Source organism: Caulobacter sp. GW456-12-1-14-TSB4 (assembly GCF_059424195.1).
This window is the reverse complement of record NZ_JBWKZF010000016.1, coordinates 20,956-34,835: the sequence shown is the minus strand read 5'-3', so window position 1 is coordinate 34,835 and position 13,880 is coordinate 20,956. Positions and strand designations below refer to the sequence as shown.

The following is a 13,880-nucleotide window of genomic DNA, read 5'->3' as shown; positions in this document are numbered from 1 at the left end:
TCCAGTGATTAGGGAGACGCCGATGGTCAGTTCGTCGGATGAGGGAATCCTGGCCGAGTACATGGTCAGCTACTGGTCGATGAAGCACGAGAAGCTCGACCGTCCCACCAAGCTGCTCGAGACCCTCTACATCACCGAGCGGTACCAGGCCGGCGACAGCCTGCGCGAGGCGCGGTCGGTCTATGACCACGCGGTCTGGAACGGCGTGCCGGTCGCCGAGATGGACCGCCGCCTGGCCGGGCTGGACGAGTTCATGCGCGAGCTGGTCCGCGAACGCGCCGCCCAGTGGGGCCATCCGCACTAGCCCTGGTCGATATAGGCGAAGACCCGCGTGAAGTCGGCCTTGGCGGTGTCACGCCGGTTGGCGACGTAGATCACCGTATCGTGGTCGTTGAACTCGAAGCCGGCCTCGCCGCCCGAGCGCAGGGCCAACAGCACGAACCAGTCGGCGGGATCGACCAGGTCCGTCCAGCCTTGAGCGACGGCGTGCTTGGCCGCGCGCCCGGCCGGCGAGCGCGGGCCGTCCGCCTCGCTCCCTGCCTGGCCGAACATCTGGTGCTGGGGGCCGTCTCCGGTCGCCAGCGCACGCAGCCGCTGCGGCTCGGCGGCGATCTCGTATTCCGAGGCCAGGGCGATCACCGGCGCGCCGTCACGGAGGAACCGTAGCCGTCCGTCGGCGTCAGGCTCGGCGATCAGGCCATCCTCTCCAGGCCGCTCCACGACCATGCGGCCCAAGGCGGCGTCCCAGCCCAGCATGGCGGCGACGGCGCGCGAGACGTCCGCCGCATCGTCCGGCAGCGCGTGGCGGGTCAGGGCGACGTCCGCGGGGCTGTACAGCACTCGGCCGTCGGCGAACTCCGTGCCGATGAAGAACGACAACAGGCCGCGCTCCGGCAACGGGGCCTCGTGCAACGGCAGGTCGGCCAGGTCGATCTGGGCCAGCAGGTTCAGGTGCAGGCCGCTGGCGTCACGCGGCCACTCGACGCCCTCAGGCAGGTCGGGACCGCCGCCCATCCGCGTGCAGCCAGCCGATCCGCGCGGGTCGTCCGCGCCCGCCTCGGTCAAATGGATCGCCGGCGTCATGGGAAGAAGCCGTCGATGACGTCGCCCTTGAGCCGGATCGTCGGCTCCCACAGGGCCAGGTCCCACTGGCCGTCGCGGTAGGGGATCGTCTCGTCGGCGGTGATCTCCTCGGACAAGGCGCGGGGCAGGAACGGGAAGGCGGCGCCCATCCGAGGGTCGCGCGCCCAGGCCGGGACGTCGGTCAGGCGGAAGGCGTAGTGCAGCCGAGCGATCGGCGCTCCCGCCCCGTCGACCGCGCTCCATACGCGGGTGACCTGCCGGCGGGCGTAGCAAAGCTCCAACGCCACAGGCTTACCGGAAGCCGAGCGACGCTCCTGAAACCACCCCGCCGCCTGCGGGGTCGGCGTCAGGCGGACCTTGCCATCGGCCGACGCCAACCCGGTCAGCAGGCCGTTGTCGCGCAGCGCCTTGACGCTGGGGCGATCAAGGGCGTCGGCTTCGATTTCGATCGGCAGCATGGAGGTCAGGACGGGCGCGCACTGCCGGCGCGTCTCGAATTGCTTCTGCAGCGACGTCAGCGCGCGGCCGTCGGCGATCTGGCGCTGGGCTTCCTTCTCGGGATTGGGCGAGCAGGCCGCCAGAACGAACAGGGCCAGGGCAGATAGCCACAGGCCCGCACGCGGCGTCGTTGGGTTGAGCATACGCAATCTCTCGACCTCGGCAGCCGCTGAAGGGCCGAAGCTTGAACACGTCCAGCGCGCCTAGGTTGCGAGAAGCCTCCCTCGGGGTCTTCAGCGCACGACGTAGAGCCGTCGGGGCGGGGCGTTGGCCAGCAGGTAGCCGGCGACCAACTCGACCACGCCATCGCGCAGCCCCTCCTCCGAGCTGTTGCCCTTGCGCTGGACGCCCAGCACCACCGACAGGGTCGGGGTGTTGAGGGGCCAGAAATCGTAGCGGCTGCCCGCGCCGGCCTCGCACGCCAGGCCGGCGGGCGAGTTGTTGGCCAGCGCCCAGGCCGCCGCCATCAGGTCGCCCTCCTCCACGGTCGCGCCTCGGCTGCGGGCGACCGGCTCCAACCGCCCCTCGAAAGCGACCAGGACCACGGCCGGCGCCTCATAGACCCGCGCCAGCGCATTGACGGCCGCGAAATAGATCGACTCGGGCGACCCCTGCGCCACCACCGCGTGGGACAGCAAGCGCAGGGCCTCGCTACGCGTCTCGTGTCGGCGGATCGTCCGCAGCTGCCGACGCAGGCGAACGCCCAGGAAGCTGGCGATCATCGCGCAGGGCGCCAGGCCGGCCGCCATCCAGAGATCGGACGCCTGGGCGAGGAACAGCGAGTGATAGGGCGGCAGGACCCAATAGTCGAAGGCCGCCACGGCGACCAGGATGGTCAGGGCGGCCGGCGCCAAGCCTCCCCAGAGCGCGATCAGGAAGATAGGCGGCGCGAACAGCAGGGCGGCGACCGGGCTGTGAACGAACCGCCCCGCGGCCCAGCCCGCGGCGATCGGCGCGACCACGCTGAACATGGCCAGGATCAGCCCTCGCCAGAACCGTTCGCCCCTTAGCAGCTTGACGCCAAGCCCCGGAGGCGAGCGCCAAGCGTCCGGCAGGTACGCCTTAGACATCGATTTCGCCCCAGCCCCTGGATCGAGCCCGCTTCAGGTTCGATCCGCGTACAAACGACGACACCGGTGGCGCCCGCCCTCCAAGGGAAAACCAGAGGCTCAGGCCGCCTCGACCGCGCTCCAGCCGAACAGGCCGCCCAGGATCAGGCGCTTGACGGCGGCGACGTCCAGGCCGGTGCAGATCTCGGCGTTCGGAGCGCCGTCGATGCGTTCGACGCGGCCCAGGCGCTCGCCATCGACGATCACCCGAAGGCGGGCGGGCAGGTAGGTGAAGAGCTCGGGCGCGACCAGGCTGGCGGCGGCCACCGCGTCGTGCGGCCGGCAACCCTGCCCGCCCCAGACCTGCTGGTGGAAGGCGATATAGGGCCCGGCGGCCTTGGTCAGGCGCTGGGACAGCGGTGAGCCGCAGCAGACCGCGCCCTTGGAGAGGTCCTCGGCGGTGATCGAGACCTGGTGGGTGACGTCCATCGGCATCAGGCGCGGCATGACCCCGCGCTCCAGCACGCGCTGCAGGGCCTCTGGATCGCTCCAGCTGTTGAAGTCGGCGCCGCCGGCGGCCTTGCCGGCCACCTCGAAGGCGCCGGCCATGATCGTCGGGCGCCAGTCGCGGAAGGCGGCGGGGTCTTCCAAGAGACCCTTGGCAAGGTTGGTCAGGGGCCCCAGGAACAGGCCGCTGACCTTGCGGCGGGCGGCGAAGGCCAGGAAGTTGGCGGAGTGGCCACGCTCCAGCTCGGGCAGCTTCCAGCGCTGCGAGAAGCCCGCGCCATTCAGGCCATCGACCCCGTGGGCGGGCCGCATGCGCTCGACCCGGCGGCGGGCCAGGCCCGAGCCGGCGCCGATATAGACCTCGGCCCCGCAGCCGGCCAGGCGCAGCACCCCCCGGGCGTTGGCGGCGGCCTGATCCACGTAGGTGTTGCCGAACACGGCCGAGACCGACACGACTTCCACGGCCTGTCGCGCGCGGGCCAGCAGCGCCAGCGCCAGGGCGTCGTCCACGCCGCAATCGGTGTCGATGTGAACCCGCAGAACCATGCGGCGCAGTCTAGCCGGACGGTGTGACGGCGAGAAGCCGCCTCAGCCGGCCAGATAGGCGTCCAGGTTCCGCCGCACGCGTTCCAGCACCGGCTCATCGGCGGCCGGGCGCTGGAACGTCTGGCCCGTGATCGTCTCGAAGGCCTCGATATAGACGTCCGAGGTCTGGCCGATCAGCTCGGCCGGGATCTCTGGGATCTCATCGGCATAGGGGTCGCAGCGCTGGGCGACCCAGGCGCGCACGAAGTCCTTGTCGAAACTGTCGGGACGCTCGCCCGCCGCCAGTCGCGCCTCGTAGGTCGCAGCCTTCCAGAAGCGGCTGCTGTCGGGGGTGTGGATTTCGTCGGCCAGCACGATGGCGCCGTCGGCGTCGAGGCCGAACTCGTACTTGGTGTCGGCCAGGATCAGCCCGCGCTGGGCCGCCAGGTCCTGGCCGCGCGCGAACAGGGCCAGGGCGTAGGCGGAAAGCTGCTCCCACTGGTCGGCGGTCAGCAGGCCCTGCTCCAGGATCTGGGCGGGCGACAGCGGCGCGTCGTGGTCGCCGTCGGCGGCCTTGCTGGTGGGCGTGAGGATCGGCTCGGGCAGGCGCTGGTTGGCGACCAGGCCGTCGGGCAAGGTCACGCCGTACATCGCGCGCTCGCCCTTGTTGTACAGGGTCAGGATCGAGGTCGAGGTGGTCCCGGCCAGATAGCCGCGCACCACCAGCTCGACCGGCAGCATCTCCAGACGCTGGCCGATCAGCACGTTCGGGTCCGGATAGGCCACCACGTGGTTGGGGCAGATGTCGGCCGTGGCGTCGAACCAGTAGCGCGCCGTCTGCGTCAGCACCTGGCCCTTGTACGGCACCGCGCACAGGTTGCGGTCGAAGGCGCTGAGGCGGTCCGACGCGACGATCACCCGGCGGCCGTCCGGCAGGTCGTAATTGTCCCGCACCTTGCCGCGATAGTGATTGGGCAGGTTCGGCAGGTCGACGACGGTCAAAGTCTCTGGCAGGGCGTTGGGGGCGGAGACGGTCACCGGAGCCTCGATCACTTGAAACAGTAGAAACACAGAGGGGAGGCCCACCGGACCTCCCCCAAAATCATCAACCCAGCTTGGCCAGGTCTTCGTCGCTGATGTCTTCGTTCGAGTAGACGTTCTGGACGTCGTCGTCGTCGTCCAGCAGGTCGAGCAGCTTCATCAGGGTGGCCACCGAGTCGCCGGTGACCGGCACCTGCATCTTCGGACGCCAGGCGATCTTGGTGTTCGACGCCGCGCCGAACTTGGCTTCCAGGGCGGCGGCCACTTCGTTCAGGCTCTCGAAGGCGGTGTAGATGGTGTGGCCTTCGCCCTCTTCTTCCATGTCCGAGGTGACGTCATCGGCGCCGGCCTCGATGGCGGCTTCCATCATGTCGTCTTCCGACGCGGCCTTGGCCGGGTAGGTGATCTGGCCGACGTGATCGAAGTTGAAGGTCACCGAACCGGTGGCGCCCATGTTGCCGCCGATCTTGGTGAAGTAGGACCGGACGTTGGCGGCGGCGCGGTTCTTGTTGTCGGTCAGCACCTCGACGATGATGCCGACACCGCCGGCGGCGACGCCTTCGTAGCGGATTTCCGAGTAGTCGGCCGCGTCGCCCATCTGCGACTTCTTGATCGCGCGGTCGATGACGTCCTTGGGCAGGCTTTCGGCCTTGGCGTTGTTCACGGCCAGGCGCAGGCGCGGGTTCATGGCCGGATCGGGCAGGCCGGTCTTGGCCGCGACGGTGATTTCCCGCGACAGCTTGGAGAACAGCTTGGAGCGCGCGGCGTCGGCGCGGCCCTTGCGGTGCATGATGTTCTTGAATTTCGAGTGGCCGGCCATTTGAGAGGCTCTGTCTCTGATCTGAAAAATGGAGTGTGGGCGCTTCTAGCGTTTGGCGGCGGGTTTTGTCACCCCCAGCGGCTTGCGTCGCGGCGCTTGGCGGATATAGTTAGGTAATAACTTAAGTATCCGAGAGCCAACGCCATGAGCCTGACGCTGCACGCCCACCCGCTGTCGTCGTTCTGCTGGAAGGTGCTGATCGGCCTCTACGAGAACGACATCCCGTTCGAGAACGCGATGGTGAATCTGGGTGATCCGGCCGGGCGCGAAGCGTTCCGCAAGCTGTCGCCCATGGGCAAGATGCCGGCCCTGCGGGACGACGCGCGCGACGAGACGGTCAATGAGACCAGTGTCATCCTCGACTATCTCGACGCCCACTATCCCGGCCGCATTCGGTTCGTGCCCCAGAACCCGGACTTCGCCTGGCGGATGCGATACTGGGACCGGTTCTTCGACCACTACATCCATCACCCGATGCAGCGGGTCATCGCCGACCGAATCCGGCCGCCCGAGGCCAACAAGGACCCGCACGGGGTGCAGGAGAGCTACGACCAGATCGCGCGGGCTTGCGATCACCTGGAGGCCGAGCTGGCCGACGGCCGCTCGTGGATGTGCGGCGATTTCGGCCTGGCCGACTGCGCGGCGATGCCGGCTCTGTTCTACGCCGACAAGGTTCAGCCGCTGGAGGGCCGCTGGCCGCTGTGCCTGGCCTACCTCGAACGCCTGAAGGCCCGGCCCTCGGTCCAGCGCGTGCTGGCCGAGGCCGAACCGTTCTTCCAGTTCTTCCCGGCTCAATAACCCCAAAACCCGTCTTCCCGGCGAAAGCCGGGACCCAGATGGAAGAGCACTGGGGCGGGCGCTAAGAGCTCTGAGCCCTTCCAATCATCCCCAGCGCTTTGAGATCTGGGCCCCGGCTTTCGCCGGGGAGATCGGAGGTTGGGTGAACTAGGCCACTTCCAGCGCCACATCCACGTTGCCGCGCGTGGCCTTGGAGTACGGGCACACCTCATGGGCGGCATGCAGCAGCTTCTCGGCGGTCTCGCGGTCCAGGTCCGGGGCGGTCAGCTTCAGGCGCACGCCGACGTGGAAGCTGGTGTCGTCCTTGATCAGGTCGACCTCGGCGTCGAGGCTGTGCTCGCCCAGCTTGACGCCCTGATTGCGGGCCACCAGGCCCAGCGCGCCCAGGAAGCAGGCCGAATAGCCCGCAGCGAACAGCTGCTCGGGATTGGTCCCCGCGCCATCGCCGCCCATCGACTTGGGGAAGGCCAGCTTGACGTCCAGATGGCCGTCATCGGACTTGGCGGTTCCGTTGCGGCCGCCGACGGCGTGGGCATGGGCGGTGTAGATGGCGTCCGTCATGGCGGAGACTCCTCTTGAGGTGGTTGAAGCAGCCAACGCTCAACGCATGACGAAAGCAATCGCGCCTTGCTTCAGACCTCGGGGATCGTCTGCTTGAGACGCCCGCCCACGCGGATCGGCTCGACGCGTGTCGCCAGGCCCGTGCGGTCGTCGGTCTCGACGAACACGCCGCAGATCGTGGCCGGACCCGAGGCCGGCGTGTAGCGCCCACCGCTGATCTTGGTGGTGAACCGGCGCAGCGGCTCGTCCTTCTGGTTGCCGATGACGCTGTCATAGTCGGCGCAGGCGCCGGCGTCGGTCTGGTAGGCGGTGCCGCCCGGCAGGACCTGGCAGTCGGCGGTCGGGACGTGGGTGTGGGTGCCCACGACCAACGAGGCGCGGCCGTCGCAATAGTGGCCCATGGCCATCTTCTCGGACGTGGCCTCGCAGTGCATGTCGACGATCACCGCGTCGGCCACCTGGCCCAGCGGCGCCTTGTCCAGCTCGCGGTCGGCGGCGGCGAACGGATCGTCCATGGCGTCCATGTGGACGCGGCCCAGCAGGTTGACGACGAACACCGTCTTGCCGCTGTCGGTCTGGAAGAGGTGGCTGCCACGCCCCGGGGCGTCGGACAGGATCGGGTAGTTGGCCGGGCGGATCAGGCGCGGCTCGCGGACGATGTAGGTCAGGGCCTCGCGCTGGTCCCAGCTGTGATTGCCCAGGGTCAGGCAGTCGGCGCCGGCCTCGAACAGCTCGCGGGCGGTGTTCTCGGTGATGCCGAAGCCGGCCGCGGCGTTCTCGGCGTTGATGATCACGAACTCGAGCCCGAGACGGCGGCGAAGATCGGGCAGATGGTCGGCCAGGCCGTCGCGGCCCGACTTGCCGACGACATCGCCGAAGAAGGCGAAACGCATCAGAAGTCCTTAAGCGGGCCCTGATCGGCCCATGTCATTGACGGCCATATACTCTTTTTCGGTGAGAATGGCGTCCAGCCTTTGATCGTGCGGCTCGTGCGGCAAATTCTCGACCTTTTGGCCACTATAGGCCAGGCCCAGGACGAGAACGCGCTTGCGGGCCCGCAGGGCCTCCAGCGCCCGGTCGTAATAGCCGCCGCCCTGCCCCAGCCGCAGGCCGTCGGCCTGAAAGGCGAGCAGCGGGGTGACGACCAGGTCCGGCTCCAGCACGGGCTGCTCCGGCGGCGGACAGCGCAGGCCGATGGCGTCATGGACCAGCACCTGCCCGGCGTCCCAGCACCGGAACACCATCTCGCCCTCGTCCTTGTCCAGGACCGCCGGGAGAGCCAGGGTCCAGCCGGCCTCGCGCATCTGGTCGGCCAGGATGCGCGGCGACACCTCCGAACCCAGGCCGTGATAGAGCGCGGCGACCTTGCCGACAGGATCGGGGAACAGCTTGGCCAGCGGCTCGCGGGCCACGTCGGCGATCATCCAGTCGGCTTCGGGATGTTCGAGGGCCAGCTGCTTGCGCTGGTTCCGCAGGAAGACGCGCAGCGCGATCTTGGCCGCGAGGGGGTCGGCGATGGTCATCGCCTGTCTATAGCGCGTTTAGGGAAAAGGTGGCGGCGCCGCGAAGAACCGTGAAGACGTTTCAATCCACTCGAACCTGTCAGTAACAGGTGGGCCCCGTGTTCCCGCAGCCACGGCCACGGGAGGGAACAGGTCCCGATAGAGAGATTAAGGTCCCTGGGATAAGAAATCTTCGACGAGAGCCACAGCATGACCCGCCGTCTGACAAGATAGGGCTTCGGAGGGCGGATTGCTAGCGGCGCGGTGACGCGGGGCGCGGTATGCAGGTTTCATACCGCGTGCTAAGGTGTCGGCGGAGGCCCGTCATGAGCACAGTCGCCAAACGCACCGTCAGTCTTCCTGCCGAACAGTCCCGCTATATCGACGACCTCGTCGCGGCCGGCGCCTACGCCTCGGCTAGTGAGGTCGTCCGCGCCGGCGTTCGCGCCTTGCAGGAACGAGACGCCGCAGTCGAGCGGTGGCTGCGGGAAGACGTTGCGCCGGTCTATGACGCAATGCTCGATGATCCCAATCGCGCCATCGCAGCTGAAGAAGTGTTCGCCTCCATCCGCGCGCATCATGCCGGCCGGTTGAAGACCAAACCGTGATGCGGAAGGTCGCCTTCTCGCCAGAAGCGCGCGACGACCTCTTCGACCTTTACCGATATATCGCCAATCGCGGCGCCCCCAACGCGGCCATGGCCTACATGGCTCGGCTGGAGTCGCGTTGCGCCAACCTGGCGGCATTTCCGGAGCAGGGACTGCTCCGCGATGACATTCGTCCTGGCCTGAGGCTACTGGGTTTTGAACGAAGGACCGAGATCGCCTTCCACGTCACGCCGGACTTCGTCGTGATCGACCGCATCTTCCACGGCGGGCGCGATGTCGACGCCGGCCTCGACGACTGATTACTCCGCCGCCAGCTTTTCCAGCTTCTCGGCCGCCGCGTCCAGGGCGCGGATGGCGGCGATCTCGGCCTTGGTGCCTTCCTGGTTCAGGCGGGCGATCTCGGCGTTGGCGTGGGCCAGGCGCAGCTTCATGTCCGACAGCTCGTCGGCCATCAGCAGGGCGCCCATCAGGAACAGCCGGGTCTCGCCCAGCTGGCCGACGTCCTGGCTGACCTGGCGGACCTGGCGATCGAACAGGCGGGCCAGCTCGGTCAGGTGCGGCTCCTGGCCGTCCTCGCAACCGACCATATAGGGCCGGCCGTTCACGTGAATGGTCACCTGGGCCATGCGTCAGGCCTCCCCGCGATCGTCGGCTTTGGGGTCGTCGAACAGGTCCTGGTCCTGCTCCGGCGAGACGGCGTGGCCGTCGTGATGCGCGTGGTCGTCATTGGCCACGGACTCGTCGCCCAGGGCGGAACGGATCTCGGCGATCGCGCGGCCCAGGGCGGCCGAGGCCTGTTCGCCGGCTTCCTCCAGCGCCTTTTCACGCTCGCGGGCGGCTTCCAGGTCGGCGACCAGGCGCAGGCGCTCTTCGTCGGCGAAAACCTCGGGGAACAGGCCCGGCTCGGCCGAGGACACGGCCGCCGCAGGCGCGCGCGCGGCCTCGGCGGCCTTGGCCGCCTGGCGCTGCTCAAGCTGAGCCACCGCGCGCTCGAGACGGCGCACGGCAAGGTCGAGGGCCGTACCGTCGGCCGGGATCATCGGCGATTTCCAATCATGCGACGCAACATATAGATGGAGCCCGTCTATGCCAGTCGTCAGGGCGAGATTTGGGCGGCGCGGAGCCCTTAGCAGCATTCATTGAGCCGGTCTCAGTTTCTGAGGTCTTGACTTCGCGCCTTTCCCCCGCAAAACGCGCACCCAAATAGGGAACGCCGGTCGAACCCGACACGGCGGTCATAACAGGAGAAAGACCCATGGCTATTCGCGTCGCCATCAACGGCTTCGGCCGCATCGGACGTCTGGTCCTGCGCTCCATCGCCGAGCATGGCCGCCGCGACATCGAGGTCGTCGCCATCAACGACCTGGGTCCGGTCGAAACCAACGCCCACCTCCTGCGCTACGACAGCGTCCACGGCCGCTTCCCCGGCACGGTCACCTCGGGCGAGGACTGGATCGACGTCGGCATGGGCAAGATCAAGGTCACGGCCATCCGTGATCCCAAGGACCTGCCGCACAAGGAACTCAACGTCGACATCGCGTTCGAGTGCACGGGCATCTTCACCGCTCGCGACAAGGCCGCCCTGCACCTGGAAGCCGGCGCCAAGCGCGTGCTGGTCTCCGCCCCCGCCGACGGCGCCGACAAGACCATCGTCTACAAGGTCAACCACGAGACCCTGACCGCCGACGACATCGTCGTCTCGAACGGTTCGTGCACCACCAACGCCCTGGCTCCGGTCGCCAAGGTCCTGCAGGACCTGGTCGGCATCGAGCGCGGCTACATGACCACGATCCACAGCTACACCGGCGACCAGCCGACGCTGGACACCATGCACAAGGACCTCTACCGCGCCCGCGCCGCGGCCCTGAGCATGATCCCGACCTCGACCGGCGCCGCCAAGGCCCTGGGCCTCGTTTTGCCGGAACTGAAGGGCAAGCTGGACGGTTCGTCGATCCGCGTCCCGACCCCGAACGTCTCGGTCATCGACCTGAAGGTCGTGCCTTCGCGCGACACCACGGTCGCCGAGGTCAACGCCGCCCTGCAGGCCGCCGCCGATGGTCCGATGAAGGGCGTGCTGTTCACCACGACCGACCCGCTGGTCTCGTCGGACCTGAACCACATCGCCGCCAGCTCGACGGCCGCCCTGCCCCAGACCCAGGTCATCGAGGGCAAGCTGGTCCGCGTGCTCAGCTGGTACGACAACGAGTGGGGCTTCGCGACCCGCATGAGCGACACCGCTCTGGAAATGGCGAAGTTCCTCTAAGGAACGCCTACCCAGCCCCGCTCCCGCAAGGAGCGGGGTTTTCCTTGGCTCCTCGGGAGCCGCCCTCGTCCTTCGACAGGCTCAGGATGAGGGCTACTGACGATTTCACTCTTGAACCTCATCCTGAGCTTGTCGAAGGACGAGGTTCAACGCACCGCAGGACGCCCCATGACCTTCCGCACCCTCGACACCGCCGACCTCGCCGGCAAGCGCGCCCTGGTCCGGGTGGACTTCAACGTTCCGGTCGATGGCGGCAGGATCACCGACGACACCCGCCTGCGCGCGGCGCTGCCGACCATCGCCTACCTGTCCAAGCAAGGCGCCAAGGTCGTCCTGCTGGCCCACTTCGACCGCCCCAAGGGCAAGGTCGTGCCGGAGATGAGCCTGGCCTTCGTGGCCGAGCCGCTCAGCAAACTGCTGGAACAGCCGGTGGCCTTCGCCAGCGACTGCATCGGCGATGAAGCCGCCAACGCCATCAACGGTCTGGAAAACGGCGGCGTCGCGCTGCTGGAGAACGTCCGCTTCCACGCCGGCGAAGAGAAGAACGACCCCGACTTCGCCAAGGCCCTGGCCGCCAACGGCGACGTCTATGTCAACGACGCCTTCAGCGCCGCCCACCGCGCCCACGCCTCGACCGAAGGCCTGGCCAAGCTGCTGCCGGCCTATCCGGGCCTGTCGATGCAGCGCGAGCTGGAAGCCCTGGACGCGGCGCTGGGCAACCCGAAGAAGCCGGTGATCGGCATCGTCGGCGGCTCCAAGGTCTCGACCAAGCTGGACCTGCTCAACAACCTGGTCGCCAAGCTGGATCGCCTGGCGATCGGCGGCGGCATGGCCAACACCTTCCTGTTCGCCCAGGGCCACGACGTCGGCGGCTCGCTCTGCGAAAAGGACTTGGCCGACACCGCCCGCGAGATCATCGCCAAGGCCGCCGAGGCCGGCTGCGAACTGCTGCTGCCGATCGACGTGGTCGTGGCCAAGAAGGTCGCGCCGGGCGTCGAGACCGCTGTCCGTCCGCTGGACGGCGTGCAGGCCGACGACCTGATCCTGGACGCCGGTCCGGAAAGCGCCAAGCGCCTGCTGGCCGCCATGGATGAAAGCGTCACACTGATCTGGAATGGTCCGCTTGGTGTTTTCGAAGTCCCTCCGTTCGACGAAGCGACCGTTTCGGCAGCGAAACATGCTGCTTCGCTAGCAACGTCGGGTAAACTTGTAGCGGTGGCGGGTGGCGGTGATACTGTCGCCGCACTGAACCACGCTGGCGTATCGGCCGAATTTACTTTCGTCTCGACCGCCGGTGGCGCGTTTCTAGAGTGGATGGAGGGCAAGACGCTTCCGGGCGTCGCTGCGCTCGAATCCTGATCTATTCCGGCTGGCGCGGATCGTGCAGATCCGCGCTGGTCAGGCGACTGACTGTCCCGGGCAGAGAACGCACAAGCGTCACGGCCCCAAAAACAAGAAACGATCCAACCACTTAACGCTTGCAGGAGAGAAATACGTGGCTCGCATCACGCTGCGCCAGCTGTTGGACCATGCCGCCGAGCATGAGTACGGCTTGCCCGCCTTCAACATCAACAACATGGAACAGGGCCTGGCGATCATGGAGGCGGCCGAAGCCGTCAACTCGCCGGTCATCATCCAGGCCTCGCGCGGGGCGCGGAACTACGCCAACGACATCATGCTGGCCAAGATGATCGACGCTCTGGTCGACATCTATCCGCACATCCCGGTCTGCATGCACCAGGACCACGGCAACGGCCCGGCGACCTGCGCCACGGCGATCCAGTACGGCTTCACCTCGGTGATGATGGACGGCTCGCTGATGGAAGACGCCAAGACCCCGGCCAGCTACGAGTACAATGTCGATGTCACCCGCAAGGTGGTCCAGATGGCCCACAGCTGCGGCGTCTCGGTCGAGGGCGAGCTGGGCGTGCTGGGCTCGTTGGAGACCGGCATGGGCGAGGCCGAGGACGGCCACGGCTTCGAGGGCAAGCTGAGCCACGACGAGCTGCTGACTGATCCCGACCAAGCGGTCGACTTCGTGCAGGCGACCGGCGTCGACGCCCTGGCCATCGCCATGGGCACCAGCCACGGCGCCTACAAGTTCACGCGCAAGCCGGACGGCGACGTCCTGGCCATGAACGTGATCGAGGAAATCCACCGCCGCCTGCCCAACACCCACCTGGTGATGCACGGCTCCTCGTCGGTCCCGCAGGACCTGCAGGACATCATCAACCAGTACGGCGGCGAGATGCCCCAGACCTGGGGCGTGCCGGTCGAAGAGATCCAGCGCGGCATCAAGCACGGCGTGCGCAAGATCAATGTCGACACCGACAACCGCATGGCCATCACCGGCGCGATCCGCAAGCTGCTGGCCGAGAAGCCGGGCGAGTTCGACCCGCGCGCCTACATGAAGCCGGCCAAGGAAGCCATGCGCAAGGTCTGCCAGGCTCGCTTCGTCGAGTTCGGCTCGGCCGGCTACGCCGACAAGATCAAGGCGCTGTCGACCGCGACCATGGCCAAGCGCTACACCGCTGGCGAGCTGGACGCCAAGTTCGGCGCCGCCGCGGCCAAGGCCGCCGCCGAGTAAGGCGATCTGACGATTGAAGACGAAGGGCCTCCCGGAGC

Annotated in this window: 18 protein-coding genes; 7 read left to right on the top strand and 11 right to left on the bottom strand. The window is 67.7% G+C overall.

What is annotated here, in order from left to right; translation table 11 throughout:
• Window positions 1–22: 22 nt before the first annotated feature.
• A complete protein-coding gene (locus tag AC07YH_RS15805; protein ID WP_494747926.1) occupies window positions 23–304 on the top strand; it encodes a hypothetical protein in 282 nt (93 codons plus the stop codon).
• On the opposite strand, the gene AC07YH_RS15800 is transcribed toward AC07YH_RS15805, so the two are convergent.
• From AC07YH_RS15800 to AC07YH_RS15775, 6 genes are all read right to left on the bottom strand, one after another.
• Window positions 301–1,083, bottom strand: coding sequence for a DUF1963 domain-containing protein (locus tag AC07YH_RS15800; protein WP_494747925.1), 783 nt, complete (start codon window positions 1,081–1,083; stop codon window positions 301–303). The two genes, AC07YH_RS15805 and AC07YH_RS15800, sit on opposite strands and share 4 nt — an antisense overlap.
• Window positions 1,080–1,724, bottom strand: coding sequence for a hypothetical protein (locus tag AC07YH_RS15795; RefSeq protein ID WP_494747924.1), 645 nt, complete (start codon window positions 1,722–1,724; stop codon window positions 1,080–1,082). The genes AC07YH_RS15800 and AC07YH_RS15795 overlap by 4 nt, the downstream gene beginning before the upstream one ends.
• A 90-nt stretch (window positions 1,725–1,814) precedes the next feature.
• A complete protein-coding gene (locus AC07YH_RS15790) occupies window positions 1,815–2,651 on the bottom strand; it encodes a DUF4118 domain-containing protein (protein ID WP_494747923.1) in 837 nt (278 codons plus the stop codon).
• Window positions 2,652–2,750: 99 nt separating this feature from the next.
• Window positions 2,751–3,683: a nucleoside hydrolase gene (locus AC07YH_RS15785; protein ID WP_494747922.1), complete on the bottom strand. Its 933-nt coding sequence runs from the start codon at window positions 3,681–3,683 to the stop codon at window positions 2,751–2,753.
• A 42-nt stretch (window positions 3,684–3,725) separates the two neighbouring features.
• A complete protein-coding gene (locus tag AC07YH_RS15780; RefSeq protein WP_494747921.1) occupies window positions 3,726–4,700 on the bottom strand; it encodes a phosphoribosylaminoimidazolesuccinocarboxamide synthase in 975 nt (324 codons plus the stop codon).
• Window positions 4,701–4,767: 67 nt separating this feature from the next.
• Window positions 4,768–5,523 carry a YebC/PmpR family DNA-binding transcriptional regulator gene (locus tag AC07YH_RS15775; RefSeq protein ID WP_494618567.1) on the bottom strand — a complete coding sequence of 252 codons (756 nt, stop codon included), beginning with the start codon at window positions 5,521–5,523 and terminating at the stop codon, window positions 4,768–4,770.
• A 144-nt stretch (window positions 5,524–5,667) separates the two neighbouring features.
• Between AC07YH_RS15775 and AC07YH_RS15770 the strand changes: the two genes are divergently transcribed.
• Window positions 5,668–6,321, top strand: a complete 654-nt coding sequence (locus AC07YH_RS15770) for a glutathione S-transferase family protein (RefSeq protein ID WP_494747920.1) — start codon at window positions 5,668–5,670, stop codon at window positions 6,319–6,321.
• 147 nt (window positions 6,322–6,468) lie between these two features.
• On the opposite strand, the gene AC07YH_RS15765 is transcribed toward AC07YH_RS15770, so the two are convergent.
• The 3 genes from AC07YH_RS15765 to AC07YH_RS15755 form a co-directional block, all read right to left on the bottom strand.
• Window positions 6,469–6,882: an organic hydroperoxide resistance protein gene (locus AC07YH_RS15765; RefSeq protein ID WP_494747919.1), complete on the bottom strand. Its 414-nt coding sequence runs from the start codon at window positions 6,880–6,882 to the stop codon at window positions 6,469–6,471.
• A gap of 71 nt (window positions 6,883–6,953) precedes the next feature.
• The gene (locus tag AC07YH_RS15760) at window positions 6,954–7,775 is read right to left on the bottom strand and encodes a TIGR00282 family metallophosphoesterase (protein WP_494747918.1); all 822 of its coding nucleotides are present in this window, start codon (window positions 7,773–7,775) and stop codon (window positions 6,954–6,956) included.
• Between the two features lie 9 nt (window positions 7,776–7,784).
• Window positions 7,785–8,405: a 5-formyltetrahydrofolate cyclo-ligase gene (locus tag AC07YH_RS15755; RefSeq protein WP_494747917.1), complete on the bottom strand. Its 621-nt coding sequence runs from the start codon at window positions 8,403–8,405 to the stop codon at window positions 7,785–7,787.
• A gap of 305 nt (window positions 8,406–8,710) precedes the next feature.
• On the opposite strand from AC07YH_RS15755, the gene AC07YH_RS15750 reads away from it, so the two are divergent.
• Complete coding sequence (locus AC07YH_RS15750; RefSeq protein ID WP_494747916.1) at window positions 8,711–8,992, top strand: type II toxin-antitoxin system ParD family antitoxin; 282 nt, start codon at window positions 8,711–8,713, stop codon at window positions 8,990–8,992.
• Window positions 8,992–9,291, top strand: a complete 300-nt coding sequence (locus AC07YH_RS15745; RefSeq protein ID WP_494747915.1) for a type II toxin-antitoxin system RelE/ParE family toxin — start codon at window positions 8,992–8,994, stop codon at window positions 9,289–9,291. The genes AC07YH_RS15750 and AC07YH_RS15745 overlap by 1 nt, the downstream gene beginning before the upstream one ends.
• Here AC07YH_RS15745 and AC07YH_RS15740 read toward each other — a convergent pair whose 3' ends face one another.
• Complete coding sequence (locus AC07YH_RS15740; RefSeq protein WP_494747914.1) at window positions 9,292–9,618, bottom strand: cell division protein ZapA; 327 nt, start codon at window positions 9,616–9,618, stop codon at window positions 9,292–9,294. It lies immediately after the preceding gene.
• Between the two features lie 3 nt (window positions 9,619–9,621).
• A complete protein-coding gene (locus tag AC07YH_RS15735) occupies window positions 9,622–10,032 on the bottom strand; it encodes a hypothetical protein (protein WP_494747913.1) in 411 nt (136 codons plus the stop codon).
• 215 nt (window positions 10,033–10,247) lie between these two features.
• Between AC07YH_RS15735 and gap the strand changes: the two genes are divergently transcribed.
• From gap to fba, 3 genes are all read left to right on the top strand, one after another.
• Complete coding sequence (gene gap, locus AC07YH_RS15730) at window positions 10,248–11,255, top strand: type I glyceraldehyde-3-phosphate dehydrogenase (protein ID WP_494747912.1); 1,008 nt, start codon at window positions 10,248–10,250, stop codon at window positions 11,253–11,255.
• A 168-nt stretch (window positions 11,256–11,423) separates the two neighbouring features.
• On the top strand, window positions 11,424–12,614 hold the full coding sequence (locus tag AC07YH_RS15725; protein WP_494747911.1) for a phosphoglycerate kinase: 1,191 nt from the start codon (window positions 11,424–11,426) through the stop codon (window positions 12,612–12,614).
• Window positions 12,615–12,750: 136 nt separating this feature from the next.
• Entirely contained in the window at window positions 12,751–13,842 is a 1,092-nt protein-coding gene (gene fba, locus AC07YH_RS15720; protein WP_494747910.1) for a class II fructose-bisphosphate aldolase, read from the top strand.
• The last annotated feature ends 38 nt before the right edge of the window (window positions 13,843–13,880 follow it).